Below are 16,671 nucleotides of genomic sequence, written 5' to 3' on the forward strand. Positions count from 1 at the left end.
GGGAAGATGCGTGATCTGATCCTTCAACTCAGCAAAAGTTCGATTTATTCAACAAAGCCGATGTTGCTTTATGTGACGCTCTTAAAAAGGTACTTGAAGGTAAAGCGGAGGACTTAGGCGGAGGTGTTTACAAGAAGCGCCTTAATAAGAATAGAGATCGTTCAATTATTCTCGCTAAAGGTGGTCAAAATTGGTTCTATGCTTTTCTTTTTTCTAAACAAGACAAGTCTAATATTGATGATGCCGAACTCGCTGCGTTCAAGGTTCTAGCTAAGCAATATGCAGCACTGCAAGAAGTAAAACTCACAGAAATGATAATACAGAATGAATTAGTGGAGATTTGCCATGACTACTAAAAGTAAGTTCAAAAGCCCTGCGTTTGAAGCTATTCACAGCGCGGCGTCAGGCTTAAGAAGTGTTGATGCTATTAGTCAGGAAACCATGCGTCAGTTTGATGCAACCTGTTTATCGGTTGTTGACGACTTGCAGCCAGACGAGATCAAATCCCTTAGAAATGGCCTGAACATCAGTCAGCCAGTTTTTGCCAAGTACCTTAACACCAGCGTTTCGACTATCCAGAAGTGGGAAACCGGGTTAAAAAGGCCGAGTGGTTTAGCCTTGAAGTTACTCTCTGTTGTGCAAAAACATGGATTGAAAGTGTTGCTCTAAAGGTTGTGATGAGATTTTGGATTTGGCTTTAACACTGGCATAGTGACAGGAATCGATAACTCAACCCTCATGCCAGAAATACTCCACACAATAAATCACCCACCGCAACTATTAACATCCTCTAAATCACCCTAATAACAAAAACGCCAAAATTATCGTCAATTGGTTTTATTTTTGTGCGATCTGAACAAATAACGCGCAGATATAAGTAGGTGACTACAAATATAATTTGTTACTGAATGTCCTAAGTTGGGATCATCTACAGGGCAATTATGTTAATAAAAGGTGTTTTCTAAGGCTTATTATCGAGCATTAGCTATTAATCGTGACTTTGATCTCAAAGCAGAGCGAAATGACAGCTTTTTATGCTGCCGATAGGTATCATCCCGCCATTAATGATATGTTTTAAGCGATTCATTGGTTTTTTAACGGCGCGCTTGTGGCATTACAACGTAGTTAAAAATCAATTATAAATAACAGATTGTTTTTTATACCGAGGGATTATGGACAATACACATATTGATACGCAGGTAAATGTCTCAACCAGTACCTGGCGTAAAACCGATACCATGTGGATGCTGGGTCTGTATGGTACAGCAATTGGTGCAGGCGTTCTGTTCTTACCTATTAATGCCGGGATTGGTGGTTTAATTCCGCTACTTATTATGGTCGTACTCGCTTTCCCAATGACCTTTTTTGCTCACCGAGGTCTGACGCGTTTTGTATTGTCAGGTAAAAATGCGGGCGAAGATATTACCGAAGTTGTTGAAGAGCACTTTGGAATTTCAGCCGGTAAGTTAATTACTCTATTATATTTCTTTGCTATTTATCCTATCTTGTTGGTTTATAGCGTCGCGATAACCAATACGGTCGAAAGCTTTATTACTCATCAGATGCACTGGACGGCGCCGCCGCGCGCGCTGTTGTCTCTGGTCTTGATCCTTGGCCTAATGGGGATCGTCCATTTTGGGCAGGACTTAATCGTGAAAGCGATGAGCATTCTGGTGTTCCCTTTTGTTGCCGTGCTGATGGCGCTGGCGTTTTATCTCATCCCGAACTGGAATACCTCGGTATTTGAAAACGTCTCAATGTCTGGCAATGGCGTGGGTAGCGGCATGCTGATGACGCTGTGGCTGGTCATTCCGGTGATGGTGTTCTCCTTCAACCACTCGCCAATCATCTCTTCTTTCGCGGTGGCCAAGCGTAAAGAGTATGGCGAAGGCGCTGAGAAGAAATGTTCACGCATCCTGGCTTATAGCCACATCATGATGGTGCTGACCGTGATGTTCTTCGTGTTCAGCTGCGTGCTGAGCCTCTCTCCGACTGACCTGATGGAAGCGAAAACGCAGAACATCTCTATCTTGTCTTATCTCGCCAATCACTTCTCTAATCCACTGATTGAATATATCGCGCCATTTATTGCCTTTATCGCGATCACTAAATCTTTCCTAGGCCATTATTTAGGTGCTCGCGAAGGCTTTAACGGTATGGTGATTAAGTCATTGCGCAGCAAAGGTAAAAATATCGCGCTGCCAACACTGAATCGCTACACCGCTATTTTCATGTTGCTGACGACCTGGGCCGTGGCGACATTAAACCCAAGCATTTTGGGGATGATTGAAAATATCGGCGGGCCTATTATTGCAATGCTGTTATTCCTCATGCCGATGTATGCGATTCGCAAAGTGCCGGCAATGAAAAAATACAGTGGTCATATTAGTAACGTGTTCGTGGTTATTATGGGTTTAATTGCCATGTCTGCGATTGTTTATACTCTTCTGGGTTAATCTTCACCTTTAATAATAAAGAAGGGGCAGGAATATTCTGCCCCTCTATCCAAAACTTTCCTTCCTGATTTTTCTGAAATTTTATTGCCATGGAGTCTAACGTGATTAGCATCTTCGATATTTTCAAAATTGGTATTGGGCCTTCGAGTTCTCACACCGTTGGGCCAATGAAAGCCGGGAAAATATTTAGCGATGAGCTTATCGCCCTCGGCCATATTAATAATACTTCTCGTGTCGTGGTGGATGTTTATGGTTCTTTATCTCTGACCGGTAAAGGCCACCACACGGATTTAGCCATTATCATGGGGCTTGCCGGTAATTTACCCGATACAGTAAATATCGATGCGATCCCTGGTTTTATTCGTGATGTGGAAAGCACGGGCAAACTGATGCTGGCCAATGGTGCCAAAGAGGTGGAGTTCCCAATGCAGGGCAACATGAACTTCCATTCCACCAATCTGCCTCTACATGAAAATGGCATGACCCTGAGCGCCTTCGACGGCGAGCAGCTGCTTTATAGCCAAACTTATTACTCGATTGGCGGCGGGTTTATCGTCGAAGCCAGCCGTTTTGGTATGCAGGAAGAGAGCGCGGTCACCATGCCATTCCCATTCAAATCCGCCCATGACTTGCAGCAGCACTGCAATAATACCGGCTTATCGCTATCCGGCGTGATGATGCAAAACGAACTCGCGGGTCACTCGAAAACTGAGATTGCCGAACATTTTGCGGCTATCTGGGATGTGATGAGCGAGGGCATTACTCGCGGTATTCACACCGAAGGCCTGCTGCCGGGCCCTATGAAAATTAACCGCCGCGCCGCTGCTTTGCGCCGGATACTGGTAACGCAGGATAAGAATAATGTTGACCCGATGGGCGTCGTCGACTGGATAAACATGTACGCCATGGCGGTCAATGAAGAGAACGCCGCCGGTGGCCGCGTGGTGACTGCGCCAACCAACGGCGCCTGTGGCATCATCCCCGCGGTGCTGACTTACTACGATCAGTTTATTCGGCCGGTCAGCCCGGACTCTTACAGCCGCTTTTTCTTAGCCGCTGGCGCGGTGGGCGTTCTGTTCAAAATGAACGCCTCTATCTCGGGTGCCGAAGTCGGGTGCCAGGGGGAGGTCGGCGTGGCCTGTTCAATGGCGGCGGCGGGGCTTACCGAACTGCTGGGCGGCAGCACGGCGCAGGTGTTTATGGCGGCAGAAATCGCTATGGAGCATCACCTCGGTTTAACCTGTGATCCACTGGCCGGGCAGGTTCAGGTGCCTTGCATCGAGCGAAATGCCATCTCAGCCGTGAAGGCGGTGAATGCTTCGCGTATGGCGCTACGCCGCACCAGCGAGCCACGCGTCTGTCTCGATAAAGTCATTGAAACCATGTATGAAACCGGCAAAGACATGAATTCTAAATACCGCGAAACCTCGCGCGGCGGATTGGCCATCGCCGTTGTGGCGTGCGATTAGTCAAAAAATCTGTTTTCTCTAAGGCGGGAAACCGCCTTTCCGCCCCAAATCTCCTGCTGCTCTGTGCTATGTTGGTTTAGAGGTATTCACAAATCTGACCATACTCAATAACAGTTAAAGGGACGAATCGGCATGTCGACATTTTTCATGAATGACCGCAAGAATCTGATTAACGACGTAATTGAAGGCGCAATTCTTACTTCCCCCTACAAAAATCTCGCCAAGCTGGACATCGATCCGGCCATTCGCGTTGTGGTTCGCAGCGACTGGGACAAAAAGAAAGTCGCGCTGATCTCCGGCGGCGGCTCCGGCCATGAACCGGCGCACGTCGGATTTATCGGCAAAGGCATGTTAACCGCCGCCGTCTGTGGCGACGTTTTTGCTTCTCCCAGCGTCGACGCGGTGCTTAACGCCATTATTGCCGTCACGGGCGAAGCTGGCTGCTTGTTGATTGTGAAAAACTACACCGGCGACCGTCTCAACTTTGGGCTGGCGGCTGAAAAAGCCAAAAACCTGGGTTACAAAGTCGATTTAGTGATGGTGTCCGACGACATCTCCTTGCCGGATAACAAGCAGCCTCGCGGCATTGCCGGCACCGTGCTGGTGCACAAAATCGCGGGCTATGTGTCTGAAAAAGGTAAGTCACTCAAGGCGGTAACCGCCGCGGCGCAAAAGGCTATTGATGCCACCTCGAGCATTGGCGTGGCGATGACCGGCTGTAGTTTGCCGGGAGACAGCGGCAAAGAAGAGGAAGAGAGCCGCATCCCTGCCGGACAGGTTGAGCTAGGTTTGGGTATCCACGGCGAGCCGGGCGTGTCGAAAATCAAAACTCAGAACAGTGAAAAAGTCGTTGCCACCCTGGTCGAGAAGCTACAGGCGCAGGTGAAGAAAAGCGACAAACTGGCGGTATTGATTAATAACCTCGGCGGCGTTTCTCCTCTGGAGATGAATCAGCTGACCAAAGAGCTGGTGCATTCGGCGCTCGGCAAGTCGATTCGCTATCTGATTGGCCCTGCGGCGCTGGTCAGCGCGTTAGATATGAAAGGCTTCTCGCTTTCCACCATCGTGCTCGACGATGAAACAGAAAAAGCGCTGTTGGCGGATGTCGAAGCCGCAGGCTGGCAGCCCCTGGTGAAATTGGAAAAACTGCCGACGTTGAAAGCCAAAAAGCTGGGGCAGAAATCAAAAGTTAAGGCCTCAACCAATGCCGAAGTGGGCAAGATTGTCGAGGTAGTCACCGAGACGTTATCCGGGCTGGAAGATGAGCTGAATAAGCTGGACGCCAAAGTCGGCGATGGCGATACCGGTTCAACCTTCGCCTCCGGCGCGCGTGATATCCAAGAGCAAAACAAAGGCAAAAAGCTGCCGCTTAACGACCTTTCTGCGCTGTTAGCCGTGGTCGGCGATCGCCTGGCAACTGTCATGGGCGGCTCGAGTGGCGTACTGATGTCGATTTTCTTCACCGCCGCCGGGCAAAAAGTGGCAGAAGGGAAAAAGATCAACGAGGCGCTGTTGTTTGGTTTGGAACGCATGAAGCACTACGGCGGGGCTGACTTGGGCGACCGCACCATGATTGATGCCTTGCAGCCCGCTCTGGAAGCTTTGGGTAAAAAAGGCGACCTGAAAGCCGCCGCCAAGGCCGCCGCAAAAGGCGCCAAGGACACTTCCACCATGAAGAAAGCCAACGCGGGGCGCTCCTCTTACCTCAGCAGTAATAGTCTGAAAGGGGTGAAAGATCCGGGCGCAGTGGCAGTGGAAAAAGTGTTTGAGGCGCTCGCCAAATAACCTTCTTTATATGCTGTATATGCGCTGAAATAAAAACGGCCTGTGTGGTTTTCCATGCGGGCCATTTTTTATGGGCGCTATTTATTTCTGCATGAAGCCTTATTGCGAAGCTCCAGCAGTTCGGCCAAAAGGTTGATCTAAAGCAGGCAAAGTCGCTTCTTCCCCACGCTCTGTGTGGCTTATCCGTATAATTCCTCGCCAAAATATTCATAATGTCACTCCGCTAACGAAGAGCTTCTATGTCTGCCAGCCTGATCCAGCCCGAGCGCCATCTGTTTTCCTATCCCCTTTATTGGGCCGAGTGCTATGGCACCGCCCCATTTTTACCCATGTCCCGCGAGGAGATGGACCAGCTTGGCTGGGATAGCTGCGATGTGATTGTGGTGACGGGCGATGCCTATGTGGATCACCCCAGCTTTGGTATGGCAATCATTGGCCGCATGCTCGAAGCGCAGGGGTTCCGCGTGGGGATCATCTCCCAGCCTGACTGGACGTCCAAAGATGACTTCATGAAGTTGGGCAAGCCGAACCTGTTTTTTGGCGTGACGGCGGGCAACATGGACTCGATGATCAACCGTTATACGGCAGATAGAAAATTGCGCCATGACGATGCATACACCCCGGATAACGTCGGGGGCAAACGGCCAGACCGCGCCACGGTGGCGTATTCCCAGCGCTGCAAAGAAGCCTTTAATGATGTGCCAGTGGTGCTCGGCGGAATAGAAGCCAGCCTGCGTCGTATCGCCCATTACGACTATTGGTCTGACACGGTGCGTCGTTCGGTGCTGGTTGACTCCAAGGCCGATATGTTGATTTACGGCAACGGTGAGCGACCGCTGGTTGAAGTGGCGCACCGGCTGGCAGCAGGGGAGCACATCAGCGAGATCGTTGATGTGCGCAATACGGCGGTGATGCGCAAAATGGCATTGACGGGCTGGAGCGGGGTGGACTCAACGCGCCTTGATAAACCAGGCCGCATCGAGCCAATAATGAACCCCTATGGTGAAGACCTGCCTTGCGCTGAAGGAATACTGCCCGAAGCCGATGGCCCGCAGCCCATCACCGTTCGCGCACCTAAGCCGAAACCTTGGGAAAAAACCTACGTTCTGTTGCCCTCGTTTGAGAAAGTTAAAAATGACAAAGTGATGTATGCCCATGCTTCTCGGATCTTGCATCACGAAACTAACCCCGGCTGCGCGCGGGCGCTGATGCAAAAACATGGCGACCGTTACGTGTGGATCAATCCGCCTGCGATCCCCCTCGCCACCGATGAGATGGACTCAGTTTTCGCCCTGCCTTTCCAACGAGTGCCGCATCCTTCTTATGGTCAGATGCGTATCCCCGCGTATGAGATGATCCGTTTTTCCGTGAATATCATGCGCGGTTGCTATGGCGGCTGCTCTTTCTGCTCGATCACCGAACATGAAGGGCGAATTATTCAGAGCCGTTCTGCCGATTCTATTGTCAGAGAAATTGAAGAGATCCGCGATCGCGTGCCGGGATTCACCGGCGTGATTTCGGACTTGGGTGGGCCTACTGCGAACATGTATATGTTGCGCTGTCAGTCGCCACGTGCAGAACAAACCTGCCGTCGCGCCTCCTGCGTCTACCCTGATATTTGCCAGCATATGGACACTAATCATGAGCCGACCATTAAGTTATATCGGCGTACTCGTGCTTTGAAAGGTATCAAGAAAATCCTGATTGCATCGGGTGTGCGTTATGACCTCGCTGTACAAGACCCACTTTATATTAAGGAGCTAGCGGAGCATCACGTTGGGGGATATTTGAAGATTGCCCCTGAGCATACCGAAACGGGACCTTTATCTAAGATGATGAAACCTGGCATGGGCAGCTATCATCGCTTTAAGAAGCTCTTTGACCAATATTCGAAAGCTGCCGGGAAAAAGCAGTATCTGATCCCCTATTTTATTTCGGCACATCCAGGGACGCAGGACGAAGATATGGTTAATTTAGCCCTGTGGTTGAAAGAGAATCGCTTCCGACTGGATCAGGTACAAAACTTCTACCCATCACCACTCGCCAGTGCGACCACCATGTATTACAGCGGCAAAAATCCGTTGAATAAGGTGGATTACAAAAGCGAAGACGTGGTGATACCTAAAGGAGATCGCCAGCGGCGTTTGCACAAAGCCTTACTACGCTATCACGATCAGGCGAACTGGCCAGTGATCCGTGAAGGGCTAGTGACGCTGGGGCTCAAGCATCTTATCGGCGAACGTTCGGAGTGTCTGGTTCCCGCCGAAAATAGCAGGGGCTATAACGCCAATCGACCAAAATTCAGCGCCCATCCGGCAGCTACACGCTTTACAGAGGGGCAGAAGCCCCTCCAATCTGGCGTGAGAAAGAGCACCGCTAGTCGAGGTAAAAAACCGGCTTAAGACTATGACTCACCGGGCTATTATCGGCATTGGCGGGCATAATATCCGCCATATGTCGCCACCATTTTTGGCAAATTTCGGTGTCTGCTACTGCATTCCAGCGCGCTTCAGATTCAATCTCTACGGTGGCAAACAGCAAGCTGCGCTGCTCATCCAAGAAAATGCTGTAGTGATGCGCTCCGTGGGCCTTCAGCGTTTCTTCTAACTCCAGCCAGATAGGGGTGTGCCGCCGCTGATATTCGGCGTGCGCGTCAGGATTCACCTGCATCACAAAAGCTTTACGAATCATTTGTGTCCCCTCATTACATCGCGTTGAGATAGAGTTCACGGACCTGTTCCCGAGAAGCTTCTCTTGGGTTGCAGGGCGCGCAAGGGTCTGCCAGTGCTTTATCCAGCCAGCCTTCGATATCGTCTTTCGTGATGCCCAGCTCGGCAAAACCTGAAGGAATACCCACGCGTTGAGAGAGTGCGCGGATAGCGTCGAGCGCAGCGTGGCTGGCGCTTTCTTCATCCATCCCGCTGATATCTACCCCCATAGCACGAGCAATCTCTGCAAACCTCTGCGGACAGGATGGCCGATTAAAGGCTTCAACGATCGGCAGTAATATGGCGTTGCAGACACCGTGCGGCAGGTTGTGCGTGGCGCCCGGCTGGTGAGCCAGTGCGTGAACCAGTCCCAACCCGGCGCTATTGAATGCCATACCCGCCAGATATTGACCGTGGGCCATCTTCTCGCGTGCCTGTAAATCCTTGCCGTTCTCTACTGCTGCTGGCAACCATTGGCTAATGGTACCGATCGCCGCCAGCGCCGTCGGATCCGTCAGGGGATGTGCCCCAACAGAGACGTAAGCCTCGATAGCATGGGTAAGGGCATCCATGCCGGTTGCGGCAGTGACGCTTGCAGGGATGGCCAACATAATGGCGGGATCATCCACGGCGATATCAGGGATCAGGTTGGTGTCGATGATCACTTCTTTGACCTGACGCTGGCTGTCGGTGATCACCGCGTTACTGGTTAACTCGGCCGCGGTGCCTGCCGTAGTGTTGATCGCCACCAAAAACGCACCTGGGTTTTTCACCTTGCCAACGCCCGAATAGGCCGTGACCGGCGCAGGGTTGGCAGTGAGGATTTTGATGCCTTTCGCTGTATCAATCGGGCTGCCGCCGCCAAACGCGATCAGATAGCTGCATTTATTCTGCGCATAGAGCCGGTAGCCTTCATCCACGATTTCACTGGTGGGGTTTGGCGAGACGCCGCTATAGAGTGCATAGGGCAAGCTGGCTGCTTCTAAAGCGTCAAACAGGCCGTCGAGCAGGCCGAGTTCGATCAGCTGGGCATCCGTGACTATGAGCGCTTTGCCGGAGATCTTGGTCTGGAGCAGTGCCACCATATCCGTGATGGCACCTTGCCCATGTAAGCTAATTTTAGGTAAAGCCAACATAAAGCTCATAACGCGTTCCTTTTCATCATTATGCTTTGAGTGCGGCGGCAAAAGGTTTGACGTCGAAACGCTCGCCCAATGCAATCAATTCCTCGGTAGAAATGGTTTGCTTCTTGCCGCCCATTGCAATCACTTTGACCAATATCTCTGCGGATTTCTCAGCGGTATCAATAAGTCCAAAGGCATCGTCGAGGGAAGGGCCGCTGCCGAAAATGCCGTGATAAGCCCAGAGCACCAGAGTGTGGTGTTGCATCTGATCGGCAGTCGCTGCACCGATGCCATCCGTGCCCGGCACCATCCACGGCACAATGCCGATACCATCAGGGAATACCACCAGACATTCGGTGCTGCATTCCCAAATTTCGCGAGTGAATTTTGCGCTATCAAGCTCAAGCACGTAGGTCAGAGCAATCAGGTTAGTGGCATGGCAGTGCATGATCACTCGATCCTGACCATCAGTCACTTTCATGCGAACGATATGAGATTGAAGATGCGCAGCCAGCTCGGAGGTCGGTAAGCCCCCGGCAGTTAAGCCCCACAGAATGCGGTAACCCGTCCCCTGACCGTTAAGTTGTATAACGGCCAAAGACTCGGCGGGCGACAGCTGAACATTGCGGAAGAACTTGCCCGAGCCAGTGACGATAAAGTAGTGATTCGCCAGTTCCGGTGCTGCTTGAGTTAGGGCTACTGACCGTGGCTCGCTGTAAAAATCGGCTTTATAGGGCGCGACATCTTCTGGCAACAGGCGCAGGCTGACGTTGCCGCCGTTGCGCTCATCCCAGCCTTTCAGCCACATATCGCTGGTGGCTTTGATCATGCCCTGGACGAACCAAGCGTTGAGTAAAGTTTTCATCGTTAAATACCTTTAAAATCTTAAAAAATAGTGAGTTAGCTTTTATCGTTTTGCGAGTTCAGTTTTTTCATAATGGCGAACGTTATCCAGCCATTGGCTGCCGACCGGCACGTCATGGCGCAGGCAATACATATCCCACACGGCTTGCCACGGTAGGCATTTCTGTTCTTCGAGCAGCGCCAGTCTTGCGGTGTAGTCCCCCTCGTTCTCGAGCTTTTTCAGCAAGTCGGTGGGTTCGAGCAGGGCGCGCAGCAACGCTTTTTTCATATTGCGCGTACCGATGACCCATGCCGCGATGCGATTGATGGATGCGTCGAAGAAATCGAGTCCGATGTGTACCCGGTCGAACAGCTTGTGGCGGATGATCTCGTTGGCGATGGCCTGAGTTTCGTCATCCAGCAATACCACGTGGTCGCTGTCCCAGCGTACCGGGCGGCTGACGTGAAGCAGCAGGCGCGGGACGTACAGCATCACGCTGGAGATTTTGTCGGAGATGACTTCCGTTGGATGGAAATGACCTGCATCCAGACACAGTGCAGTTTGGCGGCTGGCCGCATAGCCCAGATAAAACTCATTCGAGCCGACGGTATAGCTTTCCGTGCCGATGCCGAACAATTTGCTTTCTACTGCGTCAATGTGATGGTGGGGATCGAGTTTCTCAGCAATGACTTCATCAAGCGCGCTTAATAGCCTTTCACGCGGGGCGAGGCGATCAACGGTGAGATCTTTCATGCCATCAGGGATCCAGATATTCATCACCGATGGGGTATTGAGCGCCTTGCCGAAAGAGGCGGAAATCCGGCGACTGGCCTGACAGTGTTCAATCCAAAACTGGCGGATTTCAGGATTGGCGTGCGACAGCGTGAAGCCATCTGCACTTAATGGGTGTGAGAAGCATGAAGGGTTAAAGTCCAGCCCTAGCTGGTTTTTCTTCGCCCATTCGACCCACTGGCTAAAGTGTTTGGGTTCGATTTCATTGCGTGCGACAGGCTTGTCAGATTCCAAATATAAAGCATGTAAATTCAGGCGATTAGGGCCGGGAATAAGCGACAGGGCCTGTTCTAAATCGGCACGCAGTTGCTGTGCATTTTTAGCTTTACCCGGATAACTGCCGGTGGCCTGAATCCCTCCTGTTAATGCGCCTTCTGGATTTTCAAAACCGGCAACGTCGTCACCCTGCCAGCAGTGCATTGATACAGGTAGGGTGTCGAGTTTCTGCATCGCGTCTTCGGCATCAATACCGAGTTGGGAAAAGCGCTCTTTCGCGAGCGTCCATGCATGATCTATAGATGAAGTCATACTGCGAGTTCCTCATTGGCGTTACTGAGTGCCTGAAAGCGACACCAGTGGGTAGCAAGATTGGGTACAGGCTGCGGCACATAGCGCTGCTGTGGGAATTGGCTAGAGAGCATTTGCCGATAAAGGTCGACATCTTTGACCAAGTTAAGGGCCATCAGCTGGCAGCCGATATTGCCGAGGGTGGAAGCCTCGACAGGCCCAGCGGTCACAGGAATTTGGCAGACATCGGCACAAAGTTGATTGAGAAAAGCATTCTGGCAGCCGCCGCCGACAATATGGATTGCCTCCAGCGGTGCTCCTTGTAGTTCAGCGAGCTGCTGAGCCGTTTGACGATAAAGCATGGCAAGGCTGTCAAAGATGCAGCGTGCTAATGCCGCAGGGTTTGTTGGGACCGGCTCCCCCTGCTCATGGCAGGCTTCACAGATGGCATCGACCATGGATGCGGGGTTAATAAAGCGCGAATCGTTGGGATTGATGAGGCTGACAAAGGCCGGCAGCGCGGCCGCCTCGTTAATTAAGGACGGCAAATCCTGCACGTTCAGCTCGTTGCAGATGCGCTGCAACAGCCACAGTCCCATGATGTTTTTTAATACGCGATAACTGCCGTTAATCCCGCCTTCATTGGTGAAATTCGCCTCAAGAGCCGCGCGATGGGTGAAGGCTTTCGGGCTTTCGATCCCCATCAGCGACCAGGTACCGGAGCTGAGATAAGCTGAGTTTTTTCCGGACATTGGGGCGGCCACCACGGCACTCGCCGTGTCATGGGTGGCAACGCTGGTTACCGGCACGCGGTGCCCGTTAGGAGACAGCCAATAGCCTAATGATTTGCCCGGTTGGGAGGGCTTCTCTAGCCAGCTTTGCGGAATGCCCGCATATTCGAGCAACTTTTCATCCCACTCTCCGCTGTGAATATTGACCATCTGTGTGGTACTGGCATTGGTATGTTCCCAGTTCATCACGCCGGTTAAACGGTAATACAGATAGTCAGGCATCAGCAGAAGGCGGTCTATTTGCGGGAGCCATTCTGGCTGCTGGCGAGTCAGCGCTTTTAACTGGTAGAGGGTATTGAACGGCAAGAACTGAATGCCCGTGGTGCGATAAATCACGTCTCGACCAAGCTCAAAACAGGCTTGTTCCATCACGCCGTCCGTGCGTTTATCACGGTAAGCGACGGGCAGGCCGACACGGTTTCCCTGCGCGTCCAGCAAGACAAAATCGACTCCCCAGGTATCAATCCCAATGCTGTCGAGGCGAATATCGGCACTCTCCAGCAGGGTCAGGCCAGTAAGAATATGCTGCTCTAGAGCGTCGAGATCCCAAGTGTCATAGCCATCAACTTTCACCAGCGTATTAGGAAAACGATGGATCTCTTTCAGCGTCAGTTGCGCTTTATGTTCACTATTAAAGGTTGCAAGCATCACGCGCCCACTCGAGGCGCCCAGATCAATTGCAGCAATATGGTGGAGTGTCATAACGGCCATTCCTTTTCAGATATGGTCGCAGTTTAGGCGGGGAGCTGGGGCATGACCTTCCCGTGAATGCCAAGCAATGGAGGCAGTTGGCAGCATCAAAAAGGTGATGGGGGAGTGGATCACAAAACGATAAAAACGAAGGAATTTCACCGCGAATGTAATGGGAAGAATTTTGCAATTATAGGTTGTGATCTTCGCCGCAGTTCCTTTCAACAGTCGGCAAATCTTTAAAAAATAACCGCAGAACGCGTTTTCTATGCCGTCGTTTTAAGGTTATCCGCCGGTGGTCAGGATAGGGTTATTTCACTTATTGAGGACAGGAGGCGAGACATGACGTTACTAATTGGCGATGATTATTTTGCTTCACCAGAGTTAACCATAGCCGTGGAACGGCGAACTCCGCAGGAAGCCTTCCCTGAGCATTACCATGATTTCCACGAGATCATGCTGGTGGAGAGTGGGTCTGGCGTGCATATCTTTAATGATGCACCTTATACACTTACCGTCGGCACTGTCTGTTTCGTGCGCGCCAGTGACCACCATCTTTTTGAAAGCGTCGATAATCTTCGGCTGACGAATGTGCTTTATCGTTCACCACAGGCATTTCGTTTTCTGCACGACGTCGGGCAATTTCTCCCGCAAGAACATCACTATCAGCAACAGGTGCATTGGCAGCTTAGCCCAACTTTGTTGCAGCAGGCTCTACAATGTATCGCTGTTTTAGAGCAGCATGCGGGGGGAACCCACCCCCAGCAAATCGCGGCGACGGAAAGCCAGTTTCTACACCTGTTGATCCTGCTCTATCAGGGGTGTTTCCAGCCACTATTGCGAGACCCCTCGGAAAACAAAATTAACCAGCTACTCGAATGGCTGCATGGCCATTACAGTGAGGAGATTAACTGGCCGGAAGCCGCAGATCGATTTACGTTGGCACTACGTACCTTACATCGGCAAATGAAGCAGCAAACTGGTATGACGCCTCAGCGTTATCTTAATCGCCTACGTTTGCTCGAGGCACGCCGCAGGCTACACCATAGCGATCAAAGCATTACCGATATCGCCTACGCCTGTGGCTTCAGCGACAGTAATCATTTCTCGACGCAGTTTCGCCGGGAGTTCTCCATGTCGCCAAAACTGATGCGCAACCAATTGCGTTAGCTGCCGCACCTTTTGGCTGCTTGATGCGGGTATAAAATTTGCCCTGCGCTTATATTCCTTTGACTGAATGGGTTTGGGGATAGCCACGATGCAGCTTAAATTAATGAAAAATGATTTTTTTCTGACCAATAAAAACTCCGTCATGGTGGCCGAACGCCACCCTCAGGCAAATTTCCCTTCCCATGATCACGACTTTGACGAGTTAGTGATTGTTTGGCGGGGTAACGGCACGCATATTTGGAATGGCATTCCTTACCCCATTACCTGCGGCGATCTGTTCTATATCAATGCCAATGACCGACATAGCTATGAGTCAGTCAATGACCTGGCGCTGGACAATATTCTGTATTGTCGCGAACGCTTTCGTCTGGCTGCCGATTGGACCCAACTGCTGCCAGGGGAGGGCGTAAGCCAGGAGCAGCGCTATTGGCGGCTCAGTTCCCTTGGCATGACGGCTTTACGGGATAAAGTCGACGAGCTTTCTGCTGAATGTATGAAATCAGAATCAATCTCGGTTCAGCTCAGTGAAGCCTTATTGATGCAGCTCGCCCTCTTGCTGCTGCGTTATCGTCACCCGCCAAATAGCGGCGTTTTACCCGATGCTCACCAGCTAGATCTGCTGCTGATGGCACTGCGAGCGAGTATTAGCGAGCCGTTCCATCTGGAGAGTTTCTGCCAGAAGCACGGCGTAGGGCTACGCGCAGTGCGAGCCTTGTTCAAACAGCATACCGGCATGAGCGTGTCGCACTACTTAAGACAACTACGGCTATGTCGGGCTATGAGTTTACTGCGTTACAGCGATCGGACCATTGGTGAAGTTGCGGCGGAATGCGGCTTTGATGACAGCAACTATTTTTCAGTGGTGTTTAACCGAGCCTGCGGGGTATCGCCAAGAGATTATCGCCAGCGCTTTATGAAACATGTCGTTAAGCCGATGGTGGTGCCGACATTATCCTGATGCTCATGGAGCGACTGCCACAGTGAGTTTATCTTTGTGGCAGTCGCTGTAGGCAATGTGATTAAGGGATTAGGCCGACATTCCCATGCCCACGATGTTGGCGGCCAGAATAATGATCAGACATCCCAGAGACAAAATTGCCACCGGCTTCTTGCCCACGCCTAGCCACTCTTTGAGCAACAGGCCAACAATACCGCCGCACAAGACGTAGAAACTCATGTGTAACATCCAGCTCATGTAGCCGTACTCTGACGGAATGCTGGCGTGGCCCCATGCATAGAAGAAGAATTGCAGGTACCACATGGTGCCGCCCAAGATGGCAAACAGCGCATTCGTGATGAGCAGAGGTTTAGCAATCGACAGATCTGCTTTCACGGAAAGTTCGCGACGGGTTGCCAGCCGAATAAAGCAGAAGCCGAGGTTGACGATCGCGCCGCCGCCCATAATGACAACATAGCTTGGCAAGGCAACATAGAGGGGATTCAAACCTAGCTGCGCGGCTGATTCATGCATAGGCGTCGCGGCGCTCATGGCAAATGACATTCCGGCGGAGAAAATACCGCAGAAAGCGGCCAAAATAAGCCCCTTCTTGAGGTTAAATTCCTCTGCTTTGATGCCCAGCGATTTTTCCTTCAGGTAGCCTGCGTAGCTGACCACGGCAACGCCAATCACCGCGACCAACACCCCGAGCAGCGTCATTCTGCCGCCCGCCGTTCCTATCAGCACATCAACTTTCCCTTGCAGAACGGGTGTCATGAGCGTGCCAATTATGAGGGTGATACCGATGGCGATGCCTATCCCCAGCGACATGCCTAAATAGCGCATGGTCAGACCATAGTTGATATTACCTATGCCCCACATTGCCCCAAACAGGAAGATAGGTAGCAGTGTTGAAAGACTGAATGAGCTGTAATAGGCCCAAAAATCTGGCAATAGAACATAGCTCACTGCCCATGGCAGAACTATCCATGAGAAGAGGCCGGCCATCGACCACATGGTCTCCCACGACCACTTTTTAACTTGCTTGAGCGGGGCGTAAAAACAAGCTGCGCTGGCGGCGCCCACCAAGTGCCAGATAATGCCAAGAATAATAGAACTGCTCATACTGATAACCCTTTTTCGTTATTCATACTGGTTGTAGATGAGGTTGTTATGTGAGGGCACGTTTTACTGCCGCGATAAACGTTAAGGGCGGCATTGAGCGAAGTTTAGGCAGGGTTGTTATTGGGTACCTTCCACTGAGTGCCACCATTGGGGCGCATTTGGCATTCGCTAAAAGATGGTGATGTGGCAGTTCACAGATTAGAAATGGCAGCTAAAAAAAAGGGGAGGGGGTATTTAATTTGGTCAGGCTAAGGAGGTCATAATCACCATCGC

At 51.4% G+C, this 16,671-nt stretch carries 13 protein-coding genes and 1 pseudogene; 8 read left to right on the forward strand and 6 right to left on the reverse strand.

The window, feature by feature from the left end; translation table 11 throughout:
- Positions 1-59 precede the first annotated feature (59 nt).
- The 6 genes and pseudogenes from ACT3RR_RS13230 to ACT3RR_RS13255 form a co-directional block, all read left to right on the forward strand.
- Positions 60-356: pseudogene (locus tag ACT3RR_RS13230) on the forward strand (type II toxin-antitoxin system RelE/ParE family toxin); the annotation flags it as partial.
- Entirely contained in the window at positions 346-669 is a 324-nt protein-coding gene (locus ACT3RR_RS13235) for a helix-turn-helix domain-containing protein (protein ID WP_353500853.1), read from the forward strand. The pseudogene ACT3RR_RS13230 and the gene ACT3RR_RS13235, both read left to right, overlap by 11 nt.
- Positions 670-1,172: 503 nt before the next feature.
- A complete protein-coding gene (locus ACT3RR_RS13240; protein ID WP_496200489.1) occupies positions 1,173-2,456 on the forward strand; it encodes an HAAAP family serine/threonine permease in 1,284 nt (427 codons plus the stop codon).
- Between the two features lie 101 nt (positions 2,457-2,557).
- Complete coding sequence (locus ACT3RR_RS13245) at positions 2,558-3,925, forward strand: L-serine ammonia-lyase (RefSeq protein WP_496200490.1); 1,368 nt, start codon at positions 2,558-2,560, stop codon at positions 3,923-3,925.
- 132 nt (positions 3,926-4,057) lie between these two features.
- The gene (locus ACT3RR_RS13250) at positions 4,058-5,710 is read left to right on the forward strand and encodes a dihydroxyacetone kinase subunit DhaK (RefSeq protein WP_496200491.1); all 1,653 of its coding nucleotides are present in this window, start codon (positions 4,058-4,060) and stop codon (positions 5,708-5,710) included.
- A 239-nt stretch (positions 5,711-5,949) separates the two neighbouring features.
- Positions 5,950-8,112, forward strand: a complete 2,163-nt coding sequence (locus ACT3RR_RS13255; protein ID WP_496200492.1) for a YgiQ family radical SAM protein — start codon at positions 5,950-5,952, stop codon at positions 8,110-8,112.
- Here the strand turns inward: ACT3RR_RS13255 and rhaM are convergent.
- The 5 genes from rhaM to rhaB are packed head-to-tail and all read right to left on the reverse strand — an operon-like array spanning position 8,087 to position 13,178.
- Complete coding sequence (rhaM, locus tag ACT3RR_RS13260; protein WP_496200493.1) at positions 8,087-8,401, reverse strand: L-rhamnose mutarotase; 315 nt, start codon at positions 8,399-8,401, stop codon at positions 8,087-8,089. The genes ACT3RR_RS13255 and rhaM overlap by 26 nt on opposite strands.
- Before the next feature lie 13 nt (positions 8,402-8,414).
- Complete coding sequence (fucO, locus tag ACT3RR_RS13265) at positions 8,415-9,563, reverse strand: lactaldehyde reductase (protein ID WP_485902231.1); 1,149 nt, start codon at positions 9,561-9,563, stop codon at positions 8,415-8,417.
- Positions 9,564-9,582: 19 nt separating this feature from the next.
- A complete protein-coding gene (gene rhaD / locus ACT3RR_RS13270; RefSeq protein ID WP_353500860.1) occupies positions 9,583-10,407 on the reverse strand; it encodes a rhamnulose-1-phosphate aldolase in 825 nt (274 codons plus the stop codon).
- A 42-nt stretch (positions 10,408-10,449) separates the two neighbouring features.
- Positions 10,450-11,706, reverse strand: coding sequence for an L-rhamnose isomerase (locus ACT3RR_RS13275; protein WP_353500861.1), 1,257 nt, complete (start codon positions 11,704-11,706; stop codon positions 10,450-10,452).
- Positions 11,703-13,178 carry a rhamnulokinase gene (gene rhaB / locus ACT3RR_RS13280; protein WP_496200494.1) on the reverse strand — a complete coding sequence of 492 codons (1,476 nt, stop codon included), beginning with the start codon at positions 13,176-13,178 and terminating at the stop codon, positions 11,703-11,705. The genes ACT3RR_RS13275 and rhaB overlap by 4 nt, the downstream gene beginning before the upstream one ends.
- Before the next feature lie 330 nt (positions 13,179-13,508).
- On the opposite strand from rhaB, the gene rhaS reads away from it, so the two are divergent.
- Both rhaS and rhaR read left to right on the forward strand, forming a co-directional pair.
- Complete coding sequence (rhaS, locus tag ACT3RR_RS13285) at positions 13,509-14,336, forward strand: HTH-type transcriptional activator RhaS (RefSeq protein WP_496200495.1); 828 nt, start codon at positions 13,509-13,511, stop codon at positions 14,334-14,336.
- An 88-nt stretch (positions 14,337-14,424) separates the two neighbouring features.
- Positions 14,425-15,294 carry an HTH-type transcriptional activator RhaR gene (rhaR, locus tag ACT3RR_RS13290; protein WP_353500864.1) on the forward strand — a complete coding sequence of 290 codons (870 nt, stop codon included), beginning with the start codon at positions 14,425-14,427 and terminating at the stop codon, positions 15,292-15,294.
- Positions 15,295-15,363: 69 nt separating this feature from the next.
- Here rhaR and rhaT read toward each other — a convergent pair whose 3' ends face one another.
- A complete protein-coding gene (gene rhaT, locus ACT3RR_RS13295; protein ID WP_485902240.1) occupies positions 15,364-16,398 on the reverse strand; it encodes an L-rhamnose/proton symporter RhaT in 1,035 nt (344 codons plus the stop codon).
- Positions 16,399-16,671: the final 273 nt, after the last annotated feature.

Source organism: Ewingella sp. AOP8-B2-18 (assembly GCF_052376015.1).
Lineage (GTDB): Bacteria > Pseudomonadota > Gammaproteobacteria > Enterobacterales > Enterobacteriaceae > Ewingella > Ewingella allii.

What these genes read in the sequence shown, in the direction of transcription:
- ACT3RR_RS13240 (WP_496200489.1), top strand. Translation starts at nt 1,173, where the DNA reads ATGGACAATACACATATTGATACGCAGGTAAATGTCTCAACCAGTACC.
- rhaS (WP_496200495.1), top strand. Translation starts at nt 13,509, where the DNA reads ATGACGTTACTAATTGGCGATGATTATTTTGCTTCACCAGAGTTAACC.
- rhaT (WP_485902240.1), bottom strand. Translation starts at nt 16,398, where the DNA reads ATGAGCAGTTCTATTATTCTTGGCATTATCTGGCACTTGGTGGGCGCC.
- ACT3RR_RS13235 (WP_353500853.1), top strand. Translation starts at nt 346, where the DNA reads ATGACTACTAAAAGTAAGTTCAAAAGCCCTGCGTTTGAAGCTATTCAC.
- rhaR (WP_353500864.1), top strand. Translation starts at nt 14,425, where the DNA reads ATGCAGCTTAAATTAATGAAAAATGATTTTTTTCTGACCAATAAAAAC.
- rhaD (WP_353500860.1), bottom strand. Translation starts at nt 10,407, where the DNA reads ATGAAAACTTTACTCAACGCTTGGTTCGTCCAGGGCATGATCAAAGCC.
- ACT3RR_RS13275 (WP_353500861.1), bottom strand. Translation starts at nt 11,706, where the DNA reads ATGACTTCATCTATAGATCATGCATGGACGCTCGCGAAAGAGCGCTTT.
- fucO (WP_485902231.1), bottom strand. Translation starts at nt 9,563, where the DNA reads ATGAGCTTTATGTTGGCTTTACCTAAAATTAGCTTACATGGGCAAGGT.
- ACT3RR_RS13255 (WP_496200492.1), top strand. Translation starts at nt 5,950, where the DNA reads ATGTCTGCCAGCCTGATCCAGCCCGAGCGCCATCTGTTTTCCTATCCC.
- rhaB (WP_496200494.1), bottom strand. Translation starts at nt 13,178, where the DNA reads ATGACACTCCACCATATTGCTGCAATTGATCTGGGCGCCTCGAGTGGG.
- ACT3RR_RS13250 (WP_496200491.1), top strand. Translation starts at nt 4,058, where the DNA reads ATGTCGACATTTTTCATGAATGACCGCAAGAATCTGATTAACGACGTA.
- rhaM (WP_496200493.1), bottom strand. Translation starts at nt 8,401, where the DNA reads ATGATTCGTAAAGCTTTTGTGATGCAGGTGAATCCTGACGCGCACGCC.